This is a genomic window from Vibrio sp. 2017_1457_13 (assembly GCF_030851525.1).
GTDB lineage: Bacteria > Pseudomonadota > Gammaproteobacteria > Enterobacterales > Vibrionaceae > Vibrio > Vibrio metschnikovii.
In genome coordinates this window covers 58,503-82,979 of sequence record NZ_VHTA01000009.1, presented here as the reverse complement: position 1 = coordinate 82,979, position 24,477 = coordinate 58,503, and the positions used below count along the sequence as shown (strand labels likewise).

General features: G+C 45.6%; 22 protein-coding genes. 10 read left to right on the top strand and 12 right to left on the bottom strand.

The window, feature by feature from the left end:
- Nucleotides 1–5 precede the first annotated feature (5 nt).
- The 5 genes from aceE to xerD all read right to left on the bottom strand — a co-directional run bounded on the left by aceE (nt 6) and on the right by xerD (nt 7,267).
- Nucleotides 6–2,666, bottom strand: coding sequence for a pyruvate dehydrogenase (acetyl-transferring), homodimeric type (aceE, locus tag FKN88_RS13715; RefSeq protein ID WP_161426634.1), 2,661 nt, complete (start codon nt 2,664–2,666; stop codon nt 6–8).
- Nucleotides 2,667–2,716: 50 nt separating this feature from the next.
- Nucleotides 2,717–3,487, bottom strand: coding sequence for a pyruvate dehydrogenase complex transcriptional repressor PdhR (gene pdhR, locus FKN88_RS13710; protein WP_004394247.1), 771 nt, complete (start codon nt 3,485–3,487; stop codon nt 2,717–2,719).
- A gap of 303 nt (nt 3,488–3,790) precedes the next feature.
- Nucleotides 3,791–5,530: a single-stranded-DNA-specific exonuclease RecJ gene (gene recJ, locus FKN88_RS13705; RefSeq protein ID WP_306687571.1), complete on the bottom strand. Its 1,740-nt coding sequence runs from the start codon at nt 5,528–5,530 to the stop codon at nt 3,791–3,793.
- Between the two features lie 60 nt (nt 5,531–5,590).
- Complete coding sequence (locus FKN88_RS13700) at nt 5,591–6,343, bottom strand: thioredoxin fold domain-containing protein (RefSeq protein ID WP_154170168.1); 753 nt, start codon at nt 6,341–6,343, stop codon at nt 5,591–5,593.
- Between the two features lie 15 nt (nt 6,344–6,358).
- Complete coding sequence (gene xerD / locus FKN88_RS13695) at nt 6,359–7,267, bottom strand: site-specific tyrosine recombinase XerD (protein WP_154170166.1); 909 nt, start codon at nt 7,265–7,267, stop codon at nt 6,359–6,361.
- A 131-nt stretch (nt 7,268–7,398) separates the two neighbouring features.
- Here xerD and fldB point away from each other — a divergent pair, with 131 nt between their 5' ends.
- Nucleotides 7,399–7,917: a flavodoxin FldB gene (gene fldB, locus FKN88_RS13690; RefSeq protein WP_154170164.1), complete on the top strand. Its 519-nt coding sequence runs from the start codon at nt 7,399–7,401 to the stop codon at nt 7,915–7,917.
- Here the strand turns inward: fldB and ampD are convergent.
- On the bottom strand, nt 7,914–8,459 hold the full coding sequence (gene ampD, locus FKN88_RS13685) for a 1,6-anhydro-N-acetylmuramyl-L-alanine amidase AmpD (RefSeq protein WP_154170162.1): 546 nt from the start codon (nt 8,457–8,459) through the stop codon (nt 7,914–7,916). The two genes, fldB and ampD, sit on opposite strands and share 4 nt — an antisense overlap.
- Nucleotides 8,460–8,567: 108 nt before the next feature.
- Here ampD and nadC point away from each other — a divergent pair, with 108 nt between their 5' ends.
- The 8 genes from nadC to yacG all read left to right on the top strand — a co-directional run bounded on the left by nadC (nt 8,568) and on the right by yacG (nt 15,829).
- On the top strand, nt 8,568–9,458 hold the full coding sequence (gene nadC, locus FKN88_RS13680) for a carboxylating nicotinate-nucleotide diphosphorylase (protein WP_154170160.1): 891 nt from the start codon (nt 8,568–8,570) through the stop codon (nt 9,456–9,458).
- A gap of 282 nt (nt 9,459–9,740) precedes the next feature.
- Nucleotides 9,741–10,190, top strand: coding sequence for a pilin (locus FKN88_RS13675; RefSeq protein WP_154170158.1), 450 nt, complete (start codon nt 9,741–9,743; stop codon nt 10,188–10,190).
- Nucleotides 10,191–10,228: 38 nt separating this feature from the next.
- Nucleotides 10,229–11,917: a type IV-A pilus assembly ATPase PilB gene (gene pilB / locus FKN88_RS13670; RefSeq protein WP_154170156.1), complete on the top strand. Its 1,689-nt coding sequence runs from the start codon at nt 10,229–10,231 to the stop codon at nt 11,915–11,917.
- An 18-nt stretch (nt 11,918–11,935) separates the two neighbouring features.
- Nucleotides 11,936–13,162, top strand: coding sequence for a type II secretion system F family protein (locus tag FKN88_RS13665; RefSeq protein ID WP_154170154.1), 1,227 nt, complete (start codon nt 11,936–11,938; stop codon nt 13,160–13,162).
- Nucleotides 13,163–13,337: 175 nt separating this feature from the next.
- A complete protein-coding gene (locus tag FKN88_RS13660) occupies nt 13,338–14,204 on the top strand; it encodes an A24 family peptidase (protein WP_306687551.1) in 867 nt (288 codons plus the stop codon).
- A gap of 5 nt (nt 14,205–14,209) precedes the next feature.
- Nucleotides 14,210–14,818, top strand: coding sequence for a dephospho-CoA kinase (gene coaE / locus FKN88_RS13655; protein ID WP_154170152.1), 609 nt, complete (start codon nt 14,210–14,212; stop codon nt 14,816–14,818).
- Nucleotides 14,819–14,849: 31 nt separating this feature from the next.
- Nucleotides 14,850–15,590, top strand: a complete 741-nt coding sequence (zapD, locus tag FKN88_RS13650) for a cell division protein ZapD (RefSeq protein ID WP_004394266.1) — start codon at nt 14,850–14,852, stop codon at nt 15,588–15,590.
- Between the two features lie 41 nt (nt 15,591–15,631).
- Nucleotides 15,632–15,829 carry a DNA gyrase inhibitor YacG gene (gene yacG, locus FKN88_RS13645; protein ID WP_040903818.1) on the top strand — a complete coding sequence of 66 codons (198 nt, stop codon included), beginning with the start codon at nt 15,632–15,634 and terminating at the stop codon, nt 15,827–15,829.
- A 96-nt stretch (nt 15,830–15,925) separates the two neighbouring features.
- Here the strand turns inward: yacG and parC are convergent, their stop codons facing one another.
- From parC to nudF, 6 genes are all read right to left on the bottom strand, one after another.
- Nucleotides 15,926–18,199 (bottom strand): DNA topoisomerase IV subunit A, encoded by a 2,274-nt coding sequence (parC, locus tag FKN88_RS13640; protein WP_154170150.1) that lies wholly within the window; start codon nt 18,197–18,199, stop codon nt 15,926–15,928.
- A gap of 1 nt (nt 18,200) precedes the next feature.
- On the bottom strand, nt 18,201–20,084 hold the full coding sequence (gene parE / locus FKN88_RS13635; protein ID WP_040903866.1) for a DNA topoisomerase IV subunit B: 1,884 nt from the start codon (nt 20,082–20,084) through the stop codon (nt 18,201–18,203).
- Between the two features lie 218 nt (nt 20,085–20,302).
- A complete protein-coding gene (gene yqiA / locus FKN88_RS13630) occupies nt 20,303–20,890 on the bottom strand; it encodes an esterase YqiA (protein WP_154170737.1) in 588 nt (195 codons plus the stop codon).
- A gap of 1 nt (nt 20,891) precedes the next feature.
- Complete coding sequence (cpdA, locus tag FKN88_RS13625) at nt 20,892–21,713, bottom strand: 3',5'-cyclic-AMP phosphodiesterase (RefSeq protein WP_154170148.1); 822 nt, start codon at nt 21,711–21,713, stop codon at nt 20,892–20,894.
- Between the two features lie 16 nt (nt 21,714–21,729).
- On the bottom strand, nt 21,730–22,179 hold the full coding sequence (locus tag FKN88_RS13620) for a DUF1249 family protein (protein ID WP_154170146.1): 450 nt from the start codon (nt 22,177–22,179) through the stop codon (nt 21,730–21,732).
- Between the two features lie 7 nt (nt 22,180–22,186).
- Nucleotides 22,187–22,816 carry an ADP-ribose diphosphatase gene (gene nudF / locus FKN88_RS13615; RefSeq protein WP_154170144.1) on the bottom strand — a complete coding sequence of 210 codons (630 nt, stop codon included), beginning with the start codon at nt 22,814–22,816 and terminating at the stop codon, nt 22,187–22,189.
- Between the two features lie 318 nt (nt 22,817–23,134).
- On the opposite strand from nudF, the gene tolC reads away from it, so the two are divergent.
- Nucleotides 23,135–24,448, top strand: coding sequence for an outer membrane channel protein TolC (tolC, locus tag FKN88_RS13610; protein WP_154170142.1), 1,314 nt, complete (start codon nt 23,135–23,137; stop codon nt 24,446–24,448).
- Nucleotides 24,449–24,477: the final 29 nt, after the last annotated feature.

Sequence of the window (24,477 nt, the reverse complement as noted above, 5' to 3'; positions counted from 1 at the left end):
TTCAATTAAGCGTATAGCGGGTTAGTTTTTTCGGTGTCGATATCAAATTTCTTGATAGCTTCAACCACTACCGATTTCTCAACTTCACCACGTTTGGCCAGTTCGCTTAGTGCTGCAACCACAACATAACCTGCATTCACTTCAAAGTGACGGCGAAGGTTTTCACGGCTGTCTGAACGACCAAAGCCATCTGTACCTAATACTTTATAAGACTCCGCAGGAACGTAAGCACGTACTTGCTCCGCATAGTTTTTCATGTAGTCAGTCGCAGCAATCGCAGGCTCTGTACCCATCACTTGTGCGATATAAGGTACTTTGGCTTCCGCTTCAGGATGAAGCATTGCATCACGCTCACACGCTTGACCATCACGAGCTAATTCGTTAAATGAAGTCACCGAGTAAACATCCGAAGCAACGCCATAATCATCACTCAGAATTTGCGCGGCTTTGCGCACTTCATTCATGATCGTGCCAGAGCTCATCAACTGAACTTTCGCTTTTGAACCTGTGTAGGTTTCTAGCTTGTAGATACCTTTACGGATGCCTTCTTCAGCGCCTTCAGGCATTGCTGGCATTGCGTAGTTTTCGTTCATTAGCGTCAAGTAGTAGAACACGTTCTCTTGGTCACCATACATACGACGAATACCGTCTTGAATGATCACCGCCACTTCATAAGCGAAGGTTGGGTCATAAGAGATACAGTTTGGTACTGTGCTCGCTAGGATGTGTGAGTGGCCATCTTCATGCTGTAGACCTTCACCATTTAGCGTAGTACGACCCGCCGTTGCGCCCAATAGGAAGCCACGAGCTTGTTGGTCGCCCGCCATCCATGCCATATCACCAACGCGTTGGAAACCAAACATCGAGTAGTAAATATAGAACGGGATCATCGGTAGATCGTTAGTGCTGTAAGAGGTCGCCGCTGATACCCATGACGACATTGCGCCTAGCTCGTTGATGCCTTCTTGCAATACCTGGCCTGACGTCGCTTCTTTGTAGTAAGAAACGATATCACGATCTTGTGGGGTGTAGTTCTGACCATGCGGGTTGTAAATACCGATTTGACGGAACAGACCTTCCATACCAAAGGTACGCGCTTCATCAGCAATGATCGGTACGATGTTTTTGGCAATATTCTTGTCTTTCAGAAGAATATTCAACGTACGTACAAACGCCATGGTCGAAGAGATATCACGCTTTTGCTCTTCAAGTAGCGGTTTGAATTCTTCTAACTCAGGAATAACTAAAGGCTGAGTAAAGTTAGGCAAACGCTGTGGTGTATAACCATGTAAGGCTTTACGACGCGCATGCAAGTACTCGTACTCTTTTGAACCTTCTTCAAGCGTTAAGTAAGGTAAATCGTTGATCGCTTCATCTGAGATAAGATCTTGTAAACCAAGACGATTACGCATCGCAAGAACATGGGTCATGTCCATTTTCTTCACTTGGTGCGCAATGTTTTTACCTTCCGCCGCTTCACCCATGCCATAACCTTTAACGGTTTTCGCTAGGATAACGGTTGGACGACCTTTAGTTTCTTGCGCATTCTTGAACGCTGCGAACAGTTTTGATGGCTCATGACCACCACGTTTCAGAGCAAAAATCTCATCATCAGTCATATCGGCAACCAGTGCCGCTGTTTCTGGGTATTTACCAAAGAAGTGTTCACGAACGTAAGCACCATCTTTCGCTTTGAACGTTTGGTAATCGCCATCGATGGTTTCATTCATCAATTGCAGTAACTTACCAGAGGTGTCTTTCGCTAATAGTGCATCCCAGTTGTTACCCCAAATCACTTTAACCACATTCCAGCCAGCGCCTTTAAATAGGCCTTCTAGCTCTTGAATGATCTTGCCGTTACCCATCACTGGGCCATCAAGACGCTGCAAGTTACAGTTGATAAGGAAACATAGGTTATCCAGTTTTTCACGAGCAGCAAAAGAGATTGCGCCGCGTGATTCTGGCTCATCCATTTCACCATCACCAAGGAAAGCGTAAACGCGTTGCTCAGAAGTATCTTTAAGACCACGACCATCTAGGTACTTAAGGAAACGAGCTTGATAAATAGAGGCGATTGGACCCAGACCCATAGATACGGTCGGGAATTGCCAGAATTCAGGCATCAATTTCGGGTGTGGGTAAGAAGGCAGACCTTTGCCATCGACTTCCTGACGGAAGTTGTCCAATTGTTCAGCAGTCAGGCGACCTTCAACGAAGGCACGCGCGTAGATTCCTGGAGAAATATGACCTTGATAATAAACGAGGTCACCACCATCTTTTTCGTTAGGAGCACGGAAGAAATGGTTGAAGCACGTTTCATAAAACGCGGCAGAAGACTGGAAAGAAGCCATATGGCCACCCAAATCAAGATCTTTCTTCGAAGCACGAAGAACAATCATGATCGCGTTCCAACGAATGATTGAACGAATACGTTTTTCAATCGTGGTGTCGCCAGGGTAAGCGGGCTCTTGGGCTGCAGGGATCGTATTGATGTAATTAGTGTTGATACCGGTTGGCATATCTACACCACCAAGACGAGCTTTTTCTAGAACTTCTTCTAGTAAAAATTGCGCACGCTCTACGCCTTCTTCACGTACCACGGATTCCAGGGCAGCTAGCCACTCCTGAGTTTCCAGTGCATCTACGTCATGCTTCATGTCAGACATGGCGATCTATCCTTCTGTTGGTTGGATTTATTTAGAACCGCAATGGACCGCTATTGCGGCTCATTACCCTGTTGGATGCGACGGAGAGAACGTTCACGTCGAGACTCTTCTCGGGTCAAATCCAACAATGTTTCTTCGATATAAGCTAAATGTGAGTGTGACATTTCTCGTGCTTTTTCTGGCTGACCAGAAACGATCGCATCCACGATATTAGCTCGGTGCTTAGTTACTTTCTCCTCCGCTTCGGGGCGGCGGCGTAATAATTTAAAATTTTGCAAAATATTTTGCTCAAGCAAAGGCGCAAGGCTACGAACGATATGCAGCAGCACCACATTATGAGTGGCTTCGGTAATCGCTATCAAAAAGGCCATGACCGTGCTGGCTTCTGCTTCGGTATCTTTCAAGTCTTGAACTTCGCTAATTCGCGCCAAACTGGTTTGAATACGAGCAAAATCTTCATCGGTACCACGCAAAGCGGCAAAATAAGCTGAAATACCTTCCAACGCATGGCGTGCTTCCAGTAAATCTAACTGTGTTTCCGAATGACTAGACAATAAATTTAGCAGAGGATCAGAGAAACTTTGCCAGATATGTTCACTGACAAAGGTTCCGCCACCTTGGCGACGCGTCAATAAACGTTTTGCTTCTAAACGCTGTATCGCTTCACGTATCGAAGGACGAGAAACCTCGAACTGTTTTGCCAGCTCGCGCTCCGGAGGGAGTTGCTGCCCTGGGGCTAATGTTCCTTCCACAATCAACCGTTCTAACTCTTGCTCTATCACATCAGAAAGTTTCGGCTGACGAATCCTTTGATAAGCCATAATTTATTGTTCTTCTACTGGTCATTTTTTGCAGGCAATTGGTAATACCAATTTCAAGTTGGGGTAGAAATTAACATAATTAAAACGCGAGTGTCCAGTCAAAAGTTGACCCAAATCATAGAACCCGCCAAGTTAAAACACTTTGATAACAACCGCGTATTAAAACAGCAATAGTATAGGTCAGACCAATTACAAATTAAGCCTAAGTCAATAACCTAATAAGGTCGTAGCGAAAAATAATAGCAATAGAGTGACCGGACTGAGTGTAGGTGAACTCAGTCCGGAATGAGAAGTTGGCGAGGATTATTTGGCTTCTAAGCAATCAATCAGTAACTGTAAAGACTGGTTGCCACGGAATTCGTTAATGTCGAGTTTATAAGCTAAGCGTACCGTTTTCACCGAAGCATCGGGCCAACGACGGAGATCAACATTAAAAGCAATACCATCGATCATGATATTGGTTGGACGACCTTTAAATAACGGTTCAAGCATTAATTTTAAGTGTTTTTCACCGACTAATTTTTGGTGGAGAACTTTAAACTCACCGTCAAACAGTGGATCAGGGAAGGCTTGTCCCCAAGGCCCTGCGGATCTTAATAACTCGGCGGTATGCATCGAGAACTCTTCTGGAGTTAACTCACCATCACTGAGTACGATCCCTTTTAAGCTGGCTTCATCTAACTGCAAAGCCACTTCGTGCTCAAACAGCTGACGAAAACGCGGCAAGTTAGCTTCAGCAATGGTTAACCCTGCCGCCATCGCATGACCACCGAATTTGATAATGATCCCCGGATTCTGGGTATCAATTTTATCTAAGGTATCTCGCATGTGTAAGCTAGGGATCGAGCGACAAGAACCTTTAATTAATCCGTCGCCACCATCGGCAAAGGCAATCACGGGACGGTGGTATTTGTCTTTGACCCGGGAAGCTAAAATACCGATCACCCCTTGATGCCAATCTCGTTGAAATAACACTAACCCCTGTGGCAACGCGCTATTATCGGCAAACTGAAGACGCTCACAAAACGCCAACGCTTCTTGCTTCATCCCTTCTTCGATTTCTTTACGAGTTTGATTCAGGGCATCCAATTCGCTGGCCATACGCCGCGCGGCATGGATATTGTCGGTTAACAACAGTTCAACCCCAAACGACATATCATCCAACCGCCCAGCCGCGTTAATCCTTGGCCCGAGCGCAAAACCGAAATCGGCGGCCACTAGCTTTCGCGCATCGCGTTTAGCAATTTCAATTAAGGCTTGGATACCCGGACGGGCTTTACCTGCGCGAATACGCTGTAAACCTTGATGGACTAAAATCCGATTATTGTCATCCAGCGGAACCACATCAGCCACGGTACCTAATGCCACTAAATCGATCAATTCCATAAGTTTAGGTTCAGGGATGCCGTGTTTAATAAACCATCCTGACTGACGCATATGCACGCACAGTGCCATCATTAAGTAAAACGCCACCCCTACTCCAGCAAGCGCTTTTGACGGAAACGCACACTGCTGTAGATTAGGATTCACCATGGCATCGACCTCAGGCAATACCTGTCCGGGTAAATGGTGATCGGTGACTAAGACTTGCAAACCATGTTGCTTGGCATAACGTACCCCTTCGATGGAAGAGACGCCATTATCCACCGTCATGATCATCTCTGCGCCCATATGTAAGGCTTGATCAACCACTTCAGGACTGAGTCCATAGCCATCTTCAAAACGATTAGGGACTAAATAATCAACATTACGGCTACCCAGCATTCTCAGCGCTAATACCGACAGCGCGCAACTCGTGGCCCCATCGGCATCAAAATCGCCGACAATAATGATCCGCTTTTGCTGCTCAATGGCATTCAATAGGAGTGACACGGCTAGTTCAATCCCGTGCAGACTTTGATACGAATGCAAAGATTTAGCGCTTTTCTCTAATTGCTCAACACGGGTAATGCCTCGATTAATATAAATACGTTTCAATAAATCGGGGATACTGTCAGGCAATAGGCTTAAATCGACTTCTGGTCTTCTGTGGATCTCGATCATAAAAATAATCAGGCTTGGACATGCCAAGCCTGTTTCCTCGTAATAAACAACGTCGTGAGATTAGCCTTGTTGAAGGCGTTGCAGTAATTGAGCTGCGGGTAAGTAGCCACCGATCATCTCACCGTTTGGTAAGAACATTGCTGGCGTACCTGAAATACCCAGCTCTTGACCTAATTGATAATGTTCAGCAATGGTCTGTTTACATTGAGCGATATTCCCTTGCGGGGTTAACGTTTTGCGCTCAATTTTCACCTCGTGCATGGCTTGCTTCGGATCGCTAGCACACCACATCGCCGCCATTTGCTCGGCAACAGGGCCGGCAACGCCTTGACGAGGAAACGCTAAATAACGGATGGTGATCCCCAAATCATTGTAATCTTTAATTTGGCTATGCAAACGAACACAATAACCGCAGGTCGTATCGGTAAACACACTCACGATATAGCGCTCTTGAGGCGCTTTAAATTCAATTGTGCTCGATGCAACTTGTTGTAGTTTTTGTGCATTAATCGGCGCTTGGCGCTTGGCTAATACATCGACATAACTGCCGTCATCCTTCAATGCGTATAACGTTCCGGCAATAAAATGTTTACCGTCTGGTGAGGCATATAACACGCCACCGGGCGTTTGCACTTCGACCAATCCGCTGATCTCAGAAGCAACGATAGCCGTGACATCAATACCTAATGGGGCAAAACGTTGCTCAAACCCTGCTTTATCCAAACTTGGCGTTTGCTCTTTTGATTCCTGTGCATGGCATGCCATGGTGAAAAATGGTAAAGCAAAAAGCGTCAGACGGTGTAAAACCTTCATAAATAATCCTTTCTTTTAAGCCCTTGGATGGTGCTCGCTGTGTATTTGTTTGAGTCGCTCAGTCGCAACATGAGTATAAATTTGCGTGGTCGATAAGTCACTATGACCAAGCAGCATCTGTACCACGCGTAAATCGGCACCATAGTTGAGTAAATGGGTGGCAAAGGCATGACGTAAAACATGGGGAGACAGCTTTTCGACATCAATCCCAGCAATCACGGCATAATATTTAATCCGATGCCAAAAGGTCTGCCGCGTCATTTGTTGCGCACGTTTACTTGGGAAGACCACATCAGACGTATTCTCGCCCAGTAAATGTAAGCGCCCTTGAGCGATAAACGTTTCAATCCATTCAATGGCATTTTCACCCATCGGCACTAAACGCTCTTTACCGCCCTTACCAACTACCCGCACCACACCTTGACGTAAGCTGATGTTTTCCATGGTTAACGAAATCAGTTCAGTAACACGCAGTCCGGTCGCATACAATAACTCTAGCATGGCTTTATCACGCAACTCCAATGGATCATTAGGATCCGGCGCATTCAACAGCGCTTCGACTTGCTCTTCACTGAGATCTTTCGGTAAACGCTGTGGCAATTTAGGGCTCACCAATAAGGCACTCGGATCGTCACTACGCACTTTTTCACGATGCAAATACTGAAATAAACGACGTAACGCCGAGAGCATTCTTGCTCGTGAGGTTTGTTTATAATCTTGATCGGTTAGCCAGCTCTGATACTCCAACAACCCAGCCAAGCTGATGAAATCTAATCGGTAATCGTGTTGCTCCATCCAGAGCAATAATTTTGTGAGGTCATTGCGATAAGACATCAGGGTATTTTCCGCTAATCCTCGCTCCATCCACATCGCATCTAAAAACTGCTCAACCAGTCCATGGTCGGCCGACAATTGCTTTGACACCGCTTCTTCTCATTATTTATTAGATTTAGACCTCAACTTAATACCACAAAATAGTCGCCACTCCTAGGTGGCATCTCTGGTCGAATTGGGTATAGAATTCGTCCATCGTTCTAAACCATGAATAAGATTCTATGAAAATTGGCCTATTTTACGGTTCTACCACCTGTTATACCGAAATGGCAGCGGAAAAAATGCGCGCCATTATTGGCGAAGAATTATTGACCCTCCATAATGTCAAGGAGACGCCACTAAGCAAAATGCGTGATTACGACCTGCTGATTTTAGGCATCTCAACTTGGGATTTTGGTGAAATCCAAGAAGATTGGAGTGCAATATGGGATCACATCGATGGCGTACCGCTAAACGACAAGTGCGTCGCATTGTTCGGCTTAGGCGATCAAGAAGGCTATGGCGAGTGGTATCTGGATGCGATGGGGATGCTGCACGACGAGATCCAGAAGAGCGGCGCTAAGCTTATTGGCTACTGGCCCAATCATGGTTACCATTTTGATGCCTCGAAAGCACTGACTGCCGATGGTGAATATTTTGTCGGTTTAGCACTCGATGAAGATTCACAATATGAACTCAGTGATGAGCGTATTGCCAACTGGGTAGAACAGATCCTCACTGAATATCAACAGCTCAATTAAAGCGATAGCTGCTGAAAAAAATAGCGCCAATCAAATACCAATCCTGGATCGGTTTTGCGTTGCGGAGCGATATATTGATGACCGGTGATTCGCTGCTGAGTGATTGCCGGATAACGCTGTTGCAAAGCCTTTGTTAAGCGTACCAATGATTGGTATTGCGCTGAAGTATAGGGCACATAATCACTGCCCTCTAACTCTATACCTATTGAATAATCATTACACCGCGCTTGACCCGCAAAGGATGATTGTCCAGCATGCCAAGCTCGCCCAGAAAAAGGCACAAACTGCACGACCTCGCCATCACGGCGAATTAAACAGTGCGCTGAGACCTGCATCGTCGCAATAGTGGCAAAAAATGGGTGTGCGCTCGGATCCAATTGACCGGTAAAAAACTGTTCAATATAAGGCCCTCCGAACTGCCCCGGCGGTAAACTGATGTTATGCACGACCAATAGAGAAATGGGTTGTTGCTGAGTGCGCTGATCAAAAAAAGGCGACGGAACATGTCGAGCGACTTGATACCAGCCTGCTGGGTCAATCATCAATTTCACCTTATCGATTACACAAAATCCGTGATTAGTGGCTGAATTTCACGCCTAGTCAGCGTATCATTCAAACTCCGTTCGATAGCATATTAGATTAGATTCGCGATGAAAAACACCCATAACAGCCAACAACGCCTTGATTACCTTAAACAACAGCTTCCCTTAGATATTACGCGTGCGGTACGTGATGCACTAGAAGAAGATCTTGGTGGTAGCGTCGATCCAACGGCAGATATTACCGCCAGCCTGATCCCTGCCGATGTCCATAATGTGGCGACGATCATCACTCGCGAATCGGGCGTATTTTGTGGACAAGCTTGGGCTGATGAAGTTTTTCGACAACTTGGTGGTGAAGTAGCGATAGATTGGCATGTGCAAGATGGTGACTCGCTCGAACCCAATCAAGTATTGTGCACGCTAAGCGGCCCTGCGCGCGCACTCTTGACCGGTGAACGTAACGCTATGAATTTTATCCAAACCTTATCTGGCTGCGCTACCGTTACCGCCCAATACGTCAAGCAACTGGAAGGCACCTCGTGTCGTCTATTGGATACCCGCAAAACGCTACCGGGACTACGTAATGCCTTAAAATACGCCGTCACTTGTGGCGGGGGCTTTAACCATCGTATCGGTGTATTTGATGCTTACCTGATCAAAGAGAATCATATTATTGCTTGCGGCGGGATCACCCCCGCGATCACGACTGCAAAAGCGCTTAATCCGGGCAAACCGGTTGAAGTGGAAACCGAAAACTTAGCCGAGCTCGAAGAAGCGATTCACGCCGGGGCTGATATTATTATGCTCGATAATTTTACCCTAGAGATGATGCGTGAAGCCGTGCGTATCAACGCAGGACGGGCTGCTCTGGAAAACTCAGGCAATGTCACCTTAGCGACCATTCGCGAATACGCGCAAACGGGAGTGGATTATATTTCGGTAGGGGCATTAACCAAGCATATTCAAGCGTTGGATCTCTCCATGCGCCTAAAAGGCTAAAGGTTCATCGGGTTTTATCCCCCTGAAGCATCGCCTCAGCCTATCATCGAATTGATATCAAACCACCATTGCCTCTTTATCACTCCCGATAAACACCAATTGCCACACTGTTTATCGGGATATCTTTAACTGACTCGCAGAATTTCAGCAACGACATTTCAACGCGGATGTAAAAACTGTCGCCTGACTCGAAACACATTTATGTGACAGTTTTATTAATGCAACCAGACACTTATCCTAATTCGGTCTCAACAACTGACCATACCCAAGGATAATTCAGTCATGAAAACTCACTACACTAAACAACAAGGCTTTACTCTAATTGAACTGATGATCGTCGTGGCGATCATTGGCGTGCTAGCGGCAATTGCCGTTCCACAATACCAAAATTACGTTGCGAAAAGCGAAGCCGCCTCAGCACTAGCTACCATCACAGGAATCCGTACTAATGTTGAAACCTATGTTGTGGGAGAAGGCGCTTTTCCTAAAGAGGATCAACTTAGTATAGTTGGCATTACCAATGATGGAAAAACTGCCTTAGGTGCAATCTCTTTAAAACCAGGTGAAAAAGGCGCAGGGGAAATCATATTTAAGTTTAATGATACTGGTGTGAGTCCCAAAATTACTACTCAAACGCTCACATTAGAAAGAACAGATGAAGGATATTGGAAATGTGAGACATCTATTGACACAGATTTACAACCCAAAGCCTGTAAAACAAAAGAAGGATAATAAATAGTCACGCTTTATAGTAAATTAAAAGATATAAAATGCTCACCAATCTCATCGCGATTTTGCGTCAGGCGCAACTACTTAGCCTGACCCAAGAAAAAGCGCTGGTCGAACATATCCAAGCTTCTGGCGCCAGTGCGCCGGAAGCTTTGCTGGATTTAGCGATCTTCGATAGCCAAGAGCTGAGCGAACACATCAGTCAGATATTCGCTTTACCGCTCCAAAATCTTAACGATTATGCCTACCCAGAGCTGTGCCAACAGCTCGGATTACGTGAGTTAATCATGCGCTACCAAGCGCTACCAATTGAGAATAATGGCTTGGTGCTCACCTTAGCCATGGCCGACCCGACTCATCTGCAAGCAGAAGAAGAATTTCGCTTTGCCACCGGACTCGCGATTGAAGTGGTGTTGGCAGACTATAAAGCACTACAAGGGGCTATTCGTCGCTTATACGGACGCTCATTAGTTGGGCATTCTGCGCAAGGCAAAGAGATCAGCCAAGACGAGCTAGCCAGCTTAGTCGATATTTCTGATGATGAGCAGCAACAAGTCGAGGATCTTAGCCAAGATGACTCTCCAGTTAGCCGGTTTATTAACCAAATCTTGCTTGATGCGGTGCGTAAAGGCGCGTCCGATATTCACTTTGAACCTTACGAGTCCCTTTATCGAGTTCGCTTACGCTGTGATGGTATTTTGGTGCAAACCCAACAACCCGCCAGCCATTTAGGCCGCCGGCTAGCGGCGCGAATTAAAATTTTAGCGAAACTGGATATCGCCGAGCGGCGCTTGCCACAAGACGGGCGAATTAAACTGCGCCTCAATGCCACCACCGCGATTGATATGCGCGTTTCCACCTTACCCACCTTATGGGGAGAAAAAATTGTCCTACGTTTACTCGATAGCAGCGCCGCCAGTTTAGATATTGACAAATTAGGCTACAACGAGATGCAAAAACAGCTCTATCTCAATGCTCTCAAACAGCCACAAGGGATGATTTTGATGACTGGTCCAACCGGCAGCGGCAAAACCGTTTCCCTTTATACTGGGCTGAGTTTATTAAATCGTGAGCAGGTGAATATTTCTACCGCCGAAGATCCCGTCGAAATCAATCTCCCCGGCATCAATCAGGTACAAGTGCAACCGAAAATCGGTTTTGGCTTTGCTAAGGCGCTGCGTTCTTTTTTACGCCAAGATCCGGACATTGTTATGGTCGGTGAAATCCGTGATGTCGAGACAGCTGAAATTGCCGTTAAAGCTGCTCAAACCGGGCATTTAGTGCTCTCCACGTTACACACTAACTCAGCAGCAGAGACCGTGATTCGCCTGACTAATATGGGCATTGAACCTTTTAATCTCGCTTCTTCATTAAGCTTAATCATCGCTCAGCGCTTAGCACGCCGTTTATGTCCGAACTGTAAAGTCGCCAAACAACCAAACGTAACGGAACAACAGCAGTTTGACTTATCAGCCGATGACATTCTCTACGCGGCGGATCCGAACGGTTGCAGTGAGTGCACCAAAGGCTACAGTGGCCGAGTCGGCATTTATGAAGTGATGGCGTTTAATAGCCAATTAGCTGAAGCGATCATGCAGCGCGCTTCCATTACTCATATCGAAGCCATTGCTAAAGCTAATGGTATGCAAACTTTACAAGAATCTGGAATAGAAAAACTCCAACAGGGGATCACCAGCATTGACGAGCTGCAGCGTGTTCTTTACTTCTAATCGATTGGATTTCTCGCTATGACGCTATCTAAAGCACAAGAACTGAAAAATTATCGCTGGAAAGGCATCAATAGCTCTGGCAAAAAAGTGTCAGGGCAATTTTTAGCGATCAGCGAATTGGAAGTGCGCGATAAACTCAAAGATCAACATGTGCAAATTCAAAAGATCAAAAAAAGCAGCCTCTCTTTGATCACTCGTCTCACTCATCGCGCCACAAACAAAGAGATTACCCTGCTGACTCGCCAACTCTCGACCATGCTCGCGACGGGGGTCCCCATTGTTCAAGCCTTAAAGTTAGTCGCTGATAGTCATCAAAAAGCAGAAATGAAATCGATCATCACTCAAATAAGTAAAGGCGTAGCAGCAGGGACGCCGATCTCAAAAGCAATGCGTACCGCCAGTAGCCTGTTTGACCCTCTTTACGTTGATTTGGTACAAACGGGTGAACAATCGGGTAACTTGGCGGAAGTTTTTGAGCGCCTTGCCACCTATCGAGAGAAAACCGAACAACTGCGCGCCAAAGTGATCAAAGCGTTAATCTATCCAGCGATGGTGATGTTGGTTGCGCTTGGCGTCTCTTACTTAATGCTCACCATGATTATTCCTGAATTTGAGCTTATGTTTCAAGGTTTTGGTGCCGAGTTACCTTGGTTTACTCAACAAGTACTTAAACTGTCGCATCTGGTTCAAGCCTACAGCTTAGTCTTTGTACTGCTCTGCATTGCCATCGTATTCGGTTTTAAACTTATCCGTAAAAAATCGTTCCAATTCCGTTTAAAAACCAGCCGCTTAGCACTCACTATACCCATTGTTGGTGGCATACTCTGCAAAGCGTCGATCGCCAAATTTAGCCGAACCCTCGCCACCAGCTTTGCGGCTGGGATCCCGATTCTTGATAGCCTAAAAACGACCGCGAAAACCGCAGGTAATCTTCATTTTGAAACGGCTATTCAACAAGTCTACCGAGATACTGCGGCAGGCATGCCAATGTATATCGCAATGCGCAATACCGGCGCTTTCCCAGAATTGGTTCTACAAATGGTTATGATTGGCGAGGAGTCTGGTAAGCTCGATGACATGCTGAATAAAGTAGCAACGATTTATGAATTCGACGTTGATAACACCGTAGATAATTTAGGTAAAATCCTCGAGCCCCTAATTATTGTCTTTCTTGGTACAGTGGTTGGTGGACTGGTCGTGGCAATGTATTTACCTATCTTTAACTTAATGAGTGTATTGGGGTAGTATACTCACTTTCGATGTTTTATCCCCAAATCACTGAAGAAGCAGATTGGTCATGATGAGTGATAAGCTCATCGCCTTGCTAAGCGCTCATTAAATATCAATAGGCTTAGCCCACCTCACGCCCACTCTAAGTTGAAAGGGAATAACACTCCTGCTGCTAACAAGAGCACCCTAAATGGACATTTTTTACTATATACCTTGGCTATTTCCCGCCTTAGCAACGCTATTAGGGTTAATCATTGGTAGTTTTTTGAATGTGGTGATTTACCGCTTACCAACGATGATGCAACGAGAATGGCGTCAAGAATGTGCCGATGCTTTTCCTGACTATGGCATCACACCCCCTGATGGCAAGCTCACGCTCAGTACACCTCGTTCAACTTGCCCTAAATGTCATACGCCTTTGCGCATAAGAGATAATATTCCACTTATCAGTTGGCTCTGCTTGCAAGGCAAATGCGCGCACTGTTCAGCACCGATCAGCGCTCGCTATCCGGCGATTGAGCTATTAACTGCCGTGAGCAGTTTGATCATTGCTCTGCACTTTAGCTTTAGCCCTTATAGTGTGGCACTGCTGCTGTTTACTTATGTGTTAATTGCCGCCACCTTCATTGATTTGGATAGTATGTTGCTGCCAGACCAATTGACTCTGCCTTTACTGTGGGCAGGGATCAGCCTAGCACTGTTGAATATTAGCCCACTCTCACTGAATGATGCCGTGATTGGAGCGATAGCAGGCTATCTTTGCTTATGGTCGATTTATTGGCTATTTAAGCTACTGACCGGTAAAGAAGGTATGGGCTATGGTGACTTTAAGCTGCTTGCCGCGCTCGGAGCTTGGTTAGGTTGGCAATTATTACCGTTAATCGTATTACTCTCTTCACTGGTCGGTTTGGTGTTTGGATTGATTCAATTGCGTTTGCAAAAACAAGGCATTAATAAAGCTTTCCCGTTTGGTCCTTACTTGGCGATTGCTGGTTGGCTGGCGATGTTGTGGGGCGATAAACTGATCGCTTGGTATCTATATTCATTAGTAGGATAACGCTCATGACGCTGATTATTGGCCTAACTGGAGGCATCGCGAGTGGCAAAACCACTGTCGCCAATCTGTTTCAAGAACATTTCTCGATTGATATCGTTGATGCCGATATCATTGCTCGGCAAGTGGTTGAAGTCGGTACTCCGGGCCTGAGCGCCATCATCGAGCACTTTGGTGAGGATATTTTACAAGACGATGGCCACTTAAACCGCAGCGCCTTGCGTGAACGAATTTTTGCCGACCCTAAAGAAAAACAATGGCTTAACTCAACGTTACACCCACTGATCAACCAACAAATGGCCGAGCAATTAAAGCTCGTTACATCGCCTTATGGTTTACTCGTTGTACCGTTATTAATTGAAAATCAATTACAATCGATGGTTGATCGCGTGTTAGTGATTGATGTAGATGAACAGACTCAAATTTCGCGCACCATGGCACGAGATAAGGTGGATGAACAACAAGCTCGAGCGATCTTAGCCGCTCAAGCAACCCGAGCTGAGCGTTTAGCGATGGCCGATGATGTGATTAAAAATGGAGCAAAAAACCGACAACTTTTGCCGCAAATCACAGAATTACATCAAAAGTATCTGGTAATGAGCGGTACAAATCGGTGAGAATACAGGTAAATCAATCAAGGCCAGTTTCATGAGCACACATAAGTTTGAACATCCGCTAAATGAAAAAACGCGCATTTATTTACGCGTCGAAGCGCTGCTCAATCAAATGGATCGAGCCTGTCAAACGGCTGACGGTATTCAGCATCAGTTGCTGTTTCGTTCTCTCTTTGACCTGCTAGATATTTTTGAGCAGATGCAACTGAAAAGTGAATTAGCAAAAGATATTGAAAAACAGCGTCAAACCTACCGACAATGGATTGATATTGACGGTGTCGACCAACAGATGCTGACTAGCCTGTTACAAGAGATTGACAGTGTTCATCGCTGCCTATTAGCCGGCGAACGCTTCGGCCAATCGCTAAAAGATGATCGATTCTTAAGTACCATTCGTCAACGATTTAACCTCCCCGGTGGCTCTTGTTGCTTTGATCTTCCCGCTCTGCATTACTGGCTACACTTATCATCAGAACAGAAGCAACTCGACATAAAACAATGGGTTGCAACCTTGCAACCCCTATCTGATGCGCTTGCATTATGGCTAAAACTCACCCGAGAAACCGGACATTTCCGAGCACGAATGGCACAAGATGGTTTCTACCAAAGCGACGCGGAAGACGCGAATATCCTGCGTTTATCGATTCCTTTAGAGTACGGCGTCTATCCGATGATTTCTGGTCATAAAAATCGCTTTGCCATTAAGTTCATTGATTTTTCTTCTGGTAAAGCCAGCAGCCGAAATATTCCTTTTGATCTTGCGGTGTGCTGCTAAATCCGTATCCTTCTGATTTGGTTTACCTACAGGATAGTGTCATGTCAAAAAAAATCACCGTGGTAAAGTGCCCCCAATGTGGCGATGATGTGCCGTGGAGCGCGCAAAGTCCTTTCCGGCCCTTTTGTAGTAAACAGTGTCAGATGATTGATTTTGGTACTTGGGCTGATGAAGAAAATACCATTCCTGGTGCACCCGATATGTCAGATAGTGACGGTTGGTCTGAAGAGCCGCTATAAGTCTCTCAGGGATAGAGGTTTAAAATACCCACCACCCTGAAGTAAATATGAGCATAAAAAAATCCCCAGCAGATTGGCTGGGGATTTTTTATGCTCTTATTCTACAACCAAAGGTTCGGTAGGTTCTGCATCAATCTCTATTTGCGTCACCCGCTGTAATCCTCTCGGTAGCAGTGCCCCTCGGCGGCCTCGCTCACCTCGGAAATTATCTAAATCCGTAGGCTTTAAGCCTAACTTTCGCTTTCCAGCGTAAAGCGTAATCGATGATCCAGACGGAATAGCCAGCAAATGAGAAACCACTTCTTCTCGCGCTTTCGCTTTCGCACTAGGAATATTAATGATCTTATTGCCTTTACCTTTGCTTAATTGCGGCAGATCTTTGATTGGAAATAGCAGCATTCGTCCCTGATTGGTCACCGCTAAAATCTCATCATGCTGCAGATCATTGACGGCTTGTGGTGCCAGTAACTCAGAGTTATTCGGCAAATTCACTAAAGCTTTACCACTGCGATTTTTCGATAACAGATCCGAACCTTTACACACAAAACCATAACCGGCATCAGAACCAACCAACCATAGCTGATCGTCTTCACCCATAATTACTTGGCGAATCGAACTGCCTTCAGTAATGTTCAACCGTCCGGTAATCGGCTCTCCCTGACCACGAGCAGAAGGCAGAGTATGTGCTTCTAATGAATAACTACGCCCATCACTGCCTAAAAAAGCCACCTGTTGATTACTCTTCCCGCAAGCATGCGCGAGGTAGTTATCACCGGATTTATAGTTCAAGCTATGGCAATCAACCTCATGCCCTTTGGCATGACGTACCCAACCTTTCTCTGAGATCACCACAGTGATCATTTCATTAGGCATCAGGTCACGTTCGGTTAAGGCTTTGGCCTCCGCACGCTCAACAATCGGTGAGCGGCGATCGTCACCGTATTTTTCCGCATCCGCTTTTAATTCTTTCTTGAGTAGCGTGTTCAAGCGTCGCTCAGAACCAAGTAACTCTTCTAATTTAGCGCGCTCTTTATCCAAAGCATCTTGTTCGCCACGAATTTTGACTTCTTCAAGTTTTGCTAAATGGCGCAGTTTGGTGTCTAAAATCGCATCGGCTTGAATGTCGCTAATCCCGAAGCGCTCCATCAAGATGCCTTTGGGTTCATCTTCTTGACGAATGATCTCTATCACTTCGTCAATATTGAGATAAGCAATCAACAAACCCTGTAGGATATGTAAGCGAGCCAAAACCTTATCAAGACGATATTGCAAACGAGCGCGCACCGTTTCACGGCGAAATTCAATCCATTCACTCAGAATCTGCGTTAAGCCTTTAACTTCAGGGCGATTGTTCAGGCCAATCATATTGAGGTTAACCCGAAAACTCTTTTCTAAATCAGTTGAAGCGAATAAATGATTCATCAAAGTATCGCAATCAACTCGACTTGAGCGCGGTACAATCACTATCCGTGTTGGGTTTTCGTGATCCGATTCATCGCGTAAATCTTCCACCATCGGCAGCTTTTTAGCGCGCATTTGCCCAGCGATTTGCTCCAACAGTTTCGCACCAGAGACTTGGTGTGGCAGCGCTGAAATAACGATATCCGAGCCTTCTTTATGCCATACCGCACGCATTTTGATGCTACCACGCCCGGTTTGATAGATTTTTTCTAAATCAGACGGTGGTGAAATTATTTCCGCTTCGGTTGGAAAATCAGGCCCTTTGACATACTGTATCAAGTCAATAAGACTGGCAGAAGGATGCTCGATGAGGTGAATCGTCGCCTCAACGACTTCACGGACATTATGGGGCGGAATATCGGTTGCCATACCAACAGCAATGCCGGTAACCCCATTAAGCAAAATATGTGGTAAGCGAGCCGGTAACATTTTCGGCTCTTGCATGGTGCCATCAAAGTTAGGCTGCCATTCCACCGTACCTTGGCCTAATTCACCCAATAGCACTTCGGCAAATTTAGACAACTTAGCTTCGGTATAACGCATCGCGGCGAACGATTTAGGATCATCCGGAGCCCCCCAGTTGCCTTGACCATCAACCAGTGGGTAACGATAAGAAAACGGCTGTGCCATCAATACCATGGCTTCATAACAGGCCGAATCGCCATGAGGATGATACTTACCCAGTACATCACCGACGGTTCGTGCCGATTTTTTGTATTTCGCTGATGCCGACAACCCCAGCTCAGACATGGCGTAAATGATCCGCCGCTGAACCGGCTTTAAACCATCGCCGATATAAGGTAAGGCGCGGTCCATAATCACATACATAGAGTAATTGAGATAGGCGTCCTCGGTAAACTTGCGCAGCGGTAACTGTTCTACGCCCTCAAAACTGATTTCACTCGACATTCTATTGTACCTCGGCCATATCACCATTGCGTTGTAACCAACTGCGTCGATCGTCCGCGCGTTTTTTACCCAGCAACATATCCATCATTTCATCGGTCTCTTTATCGTCATCAATGGTTAACTGCACTAAACGACGGGTGTTCGGATCCATGGTGGTCTCACGTAATTGCAGAGGATTCATCTCCCCCAAGCCTTTAAAACGTTGGACGTTGATTTTAGCTTTTTTACTACTGAGACGTTCGATGATTGCCTTTTTTTCATTGTCATCAAGTGCATAGTGCACTTCTTTACCGCAATCAATCCGATACAGTGGCGGCATCGCCACATAGACGTGACCGGCACGAACCAAGGCACGAAAATGACGAGTGAATAAGGCGCACAGCAATGTCGCAATGTGTAACCCATCAGAGTCCGCATCGGCTAAAATACAGACTTTACCGTAACGCAGCGCCTCTAAATCATCATTATCAGGGTCAATCCCCAAGGCAACAGAAATATCATGCACCTCTTGTGAAGCCAGCACTTGATCGGCCGAGACTTCCCAAGTATTAAGGATTTTACCGCGCAGTGGCATGATGGCTTGAAACTCACGGTTTCGCGCCTGTTTGGCACTGCCACCCGCCGAATCCCCTTCGACCAGAAACAGTTCTGTGCGGCTGAGATCTTGCTGAGAACAATCGGTTAACTTACCAGGCAGCGCAGGACCAGAAGCGATTTTCTTACGCACCACTTTTTTACTCGCGCGCATCCGGCGATGAGCATTGCTGATACACACTTCTGCCAATAGCTCAGCCAATTGTGGCTTTTCATTCAACCATAAGCTAAACGAATCTTTAACAACACTGGCAACAAACGAGGCGGTTTGGCGAGAAGAGAGTCGCTCTTTGGTTTGTCCTGCGAATTGTGGATCCTGCATTTTTATCGATAAGACATAGGCGCAGCGATCGAATACGTCCTCACCGGTAAGTTTGACTCCACGCGGCAACAAATTACGAAATTCACAAAATTCACGCATCGCATCAAGTAGCCCTTGGCGTAAACCATTAACGTGCGTACCACCTTGTGGAGTAGGAATTAAGTTCACGTAGCTTTCGGTAATTAAATCGCCACCTTCCGGTAACCAAATGACTGCCCAATTTGCGGCTTCTGTCTCGGTTTTAAACTCGCCCGTAAACGGCTCTTCAGGCAATAAGGTATAACCTTTTACCCCTTCGGCAAGATAGTCTTTCAAACCGTCTTCATACAGCCAACGATACTCGTTATTGTTCACTTTATCGGTGAAAGTAATTTCTAGACCGGGGCAAAGTACGGCTTTGGCGCGTAAATTATTGACCAAACGCGAGACGGAAAAATTGGCAGAATCAAAATAACGCGCTTCTGGCCAAAAATGCACCGAAGTACCACGATTACGACGTCCACAAGTCCCAGTGACCGTTAAATCAGAGACTTTTTCACCATGTTCAAAGGCAATGTCATACACCTGACCGTCACGGCGAACCGTCACTTCAACCCGTTTAGAAAGGGCGTTAACCACCGAAATCCCCACCCCGTGTAAACCACCAGAAAATTGGTAGCTTTTATTGGAGAATTTACCGCCAGCGTGAAGCTTACATAAAATAAGTTCAACCCCAGAAACGTTCTCTTCAGGATGAATGTCTACGGGCATACCACGCCCATCATCAATCACCTCTAGTGATTGATCAGCGTGAAGTATCACCTGAACCTTGGTGGCGTATCCGGCCAACGCTTCATCGACACTGTTGTCGATGACTTCTTGCCCAAGATGATTGGGACGCGTGGTATCCGTATACATCCCGGGACGGCGACGTACTGGTTCTAAGCCATTGAGAACTTCGATGGCTCCAGCATTATATTGTTCAGTCATAATACGGAATGCTTTTATCGATAAATGATTGGTAACTTTACTACCCATTAAGGATTTACGCTTGAATTATCCACCAAAAAGCAGATTTGGTGATAAAACACAGCAGCTCAATGGAGCAAGAACAAGACAGACATAGTCTGGAAGAGCCCCTTCGATGTCAAGTGACATCCGTAAGCCTAAGGTAAAATTATGACTTTTCGCGCATGATGACAGCGAATTTATAAGTGCAGAAAATCGATGATTGCCGACGGATAGCGCTCAAAACCAACAAAACTATGATCACCACCGTCTTCAACCGTCTGGCGAGCATGACGATATTTCTCTACCGCTTGTCGATAATCGAGCACTTCATCACCCGTTTGCTGTAATAGCCAAAAATGCTCAGGATGATCAATCGAGTCAATCTCTAGCGCTTTTAATTCATCAATATGATCAACCGTCAGCAGGTAACGTTGTTGAGTATACGGATTCTGCTGCTCACCAAGAAAATTACGCAGTAATTCATACGGTTTCACCGCTGGATTCACCAACACCGCAGGAACCGTATAGTGCGCATTAAGCCAAGTGGCTAAATAGCCACCTAATGAACTTCCCACCAGACCAATCTGATAATCGGCTTGATAAGACTCCATTAAATTACGTAACTGTTCAGCGGCTTGCTGTGGAAAAGGCGCTAATTTAGGGATAACGACCTTGATATCCGGCCGTTGCTGAGCACAATACTGCTGGATCACCTGAGCTTTGTGTGAAAGCGGTGAGCTGTTAAAACCATGTATATACAGCAGTAGCGAAGAGCGCACACCCATATTAATACCCATTTGAAGTAAAGTCCGGCACAAAGGCTCCGCGTGCTAATCGTTTGACCTGCGTTGTCACTTGACCATCAGCGTACAATTCAAGCTCACGCCAACCAGGAGAGCATTGATCTAACGCGAAATCATCGGAATTCGGTTTAAACTGTACACACGTTGACGGACTTGCCATTACTTTTACCCCGGCGAAAGTGCGGTCCATATCTTGATGAACGTGACCACACAAAACGGCTCGTGCGTTTTGATGTCGCTGAATGACGCTCCAAAATGCATCACTGTCTTTTAAGGTATGTTGATCAAGCCAAGCACTGCCCACTAACAGAGGATGATGATGCAATAAAATCAACGCATAGCGATCTGGATGTTGAGCGAGTTTTTCATCTAATAGATTCAGTTGGTAATCACTGAGACGGCCATGCGGCACGCCAACGACTTGAGAGTCGAGTAAAATCATTTGCCAGTGCTTCCCAAGCAAGACATGCTCGGGGGCATGCAGTTGTGAAGACGGCATAACACTACCCATGTTGGGTTTATAATCATGATTACCCGGTAACCAAAAGCACGCTTTTTGCAAGGCGCTGATCTCAGAAGCAAAACGCTGATAAGACTCCGCGCTATGATCTTGTGAAATATCGCCAGTAGCAAGCAGAGCATCAAAAGCAACCTTTTGCTCAATAATCGCTTGCACAATGGCATGAAAACTGTCTGCTGTATTCACACTAAGTAAACAACCGTCATCAGCCGCAAACAGGTGCGTGTCCGTGATCTGAACAAGCTTAATATTGTCTGATGGGTCTAAACTGGGCGACACGTTCAAATTGATAAACCTAATGCTATGAATAGTTAATATTAATCGGCGCTCGGCTAATGCCTTGTTTCAAACAGAAGGTGAGCCAATCACCTAAAAAACGGTTGATTTGTGCTTTCTCATCTTTTTGCACCATCTTATGGTTAGGATACTCATAACGAGCCGCAATACGCGTTAATTGATCGCTAGCACACACTTCAGCAACTCGTGCATCGTGATACAGCCTGACAGACATCACGGGTAATGAAAACGTTGAAATATCATCACTTTGACAAATTTCCACCAAAGTTGTGTACTTTGTGACCTCGAGCACTTGTAACTGATAAATCAGATCAGCCGCTTGATAACAACGGACTTCACCCACACTCGCTGGTTTTGGCAGCAGAGCATTGAGTTTTGCGTAATTGGTTTCATAAGTTCGCATCAGATCCGCAAGATCCACATGATACGGCTTAGTGGCTATCGATCTGCGCATGAGGTTATCAACTCCGCCATTGAGATTGTAATTGCTGATGATGCAACTCTAACCATTGTAGTGCGATTATTGAGGCACCATTCTCAATTTGGCCATCTTTGATCCATTGATAAGCTTGCTGACGACTGAGTACATGCACTTTAATATCTTCACCTTCAGTGTCCAAACCATGCACACCTCCCGCCAGTGTAGTATCTACTTCACCAATGTAGACATCGAGTTTCTCAGAACATCCCCCTGAAGAAGGGTAATAACTGGTGATTTTTTCTAATCTTGCCACCGAGATCCCAGCCTCTTCGAATGCTTCACGACGTACAACGTCCTGCGCATCCTCACCCGGTTCAATCATGCCTGCGATAATTTCTTTCTGCCATGGCTGATCATGTTCTAGTGCCCCGACCCGGATCTGCTCAATGATCACTACTTCATCACGTTGAGGATCATAAGCTAACAGCGCCGCGGCGTGACCACGCTCGAACATTTCTCGCTCGATCGTCTCACTCCACCCACCTTGGAATAATCGATGCTTAAATTGGTATTTAACCATGCGAAAAAAACCTTGGAACAGTGTCTTTTTTGAGACAATCTGCAGATCATTAACGCTAAAGTGGTCTTTTTCTTGGTTTGTGGGTTGCATAGCCATTCCTTCTCGGTGAATCTATTAGTTTACTCATGAAGGTTTACGACTGCCAACGACATTGCTCAACTTTTTGTATAAAAGTTATGTTTTTTTTTAAGTGATTGCTCTTTTATCATGATAGATAGCTGATTAAATAAACTTTTTTGTGTAATGAACCATTCGCAAGCTCTGTCACTGGTTGGTTAATACATTAATTTATATTGCACAAGTGGATAATTAAGTGTAAAAAAGTGCAAACTTTCGCATGAAATACCAACAATTTGAGTTACACTCTGTCAACGTAACTCCTTTCATATCTAGGCAGGAATAGGACCGATGAAAAAACTGCTTCCTTTTTTAGTGAGTGCAACCCTTGGTAGCTTTAGTATTAACGCATGGGCCGATGATCTTGCACAAATTTATGATCAAGCAAAACAAAATGATCCGCAATTGCTCAGTGCTGCTGCTCGTCGTGAAGCCGCTTTTGAAGCAATCAATTCGAGCCGTAGTTCGTTGTTACCACAGATTAATTTAACGGCTGGGTATAACCTCACTCGTAGCGATGTTGATGCGCGCGATAGCGATCGCCTATCAGCAGGCATCAGTTTTGCTCAAGAACTGTATAACCGCTCAAGTTGGGTATCATTAGATACTACTGAGAAACAAGCTCGCCAAGCCGATGCACAATACGCCGCCGTACAACAAGGATTGATGTTGCGCGTCGCTCAAGCCTACTTCGAAGTGTTGAGTGCACAAGATAACTTAGAATTTGTCCGTGCCGAAAAAGCCGCTGTGGCACGTCAGTTAGAACAAACTAAGCAGCGTTTTGACGTTGGGCTCTCAGCCATTACGGATGTCCATGATGCACAAGCGCAATACGATAGCGTTTTAGCGCAAGAAGTTTTAGCGGATAACACCTTAATCAATAGCTATGAATCATTAAGAGAAATTACTGGTCAAGGCTATTCACAATTAAGCATTCTTGATACTCAACGCTTTTCAGCCAGCCGTAATACGGAATCAATGCAGGCATTGATCGAGCGAGCTCAGCAACAAAACTTAGCCTTGCTTTCTTCGCGTATTGCTCAAGATGTGGCAAAAGATAATATCGCTCTCGCCAGTTCCGGTCATTTACCGTCGTTGAAGTTAAACGGTGGTTATAATTATGCGCGTGAGTCGAATAGCAATAATTCCGCGAATAATACCGATTTTAACGATTTTACCATTGGGCTAAATCTCAATGTTCCGCTGTATACGGGTGGTAACGTAACGTCATTAACCAAACAAGCCGAACATGCGTTTGTCACCGCAAGCCAAGACTTAGAAGCGACCTTCCGCAGCGTGGTCAAAGATGTGCGCGCCTATAACAACAATATCAACGCTTCAATTGGCGCATTACGTGCTTATGAACAATCGGTGATTTCCGCTCGTTCTGCCCTAGAAGCAACCGAAGCCGGTTTTGAAGTTGGTACTCGGACGATTGTTGATGTATTAGATGCAACGCGACGTCTGTATGACGCTAACCGTAATCTCTCTTCAGCGCGCTACGATTATATTTTGAATCGTCTACAACTTAGTCAAGCAATTGGCTCTCTCAGCGAACAAGATATTCTCGATATCAATGCTGGACTACAACGCGTGAGTCGATAAAGCAATCCCAAAATGAAATAAGGGGCTTC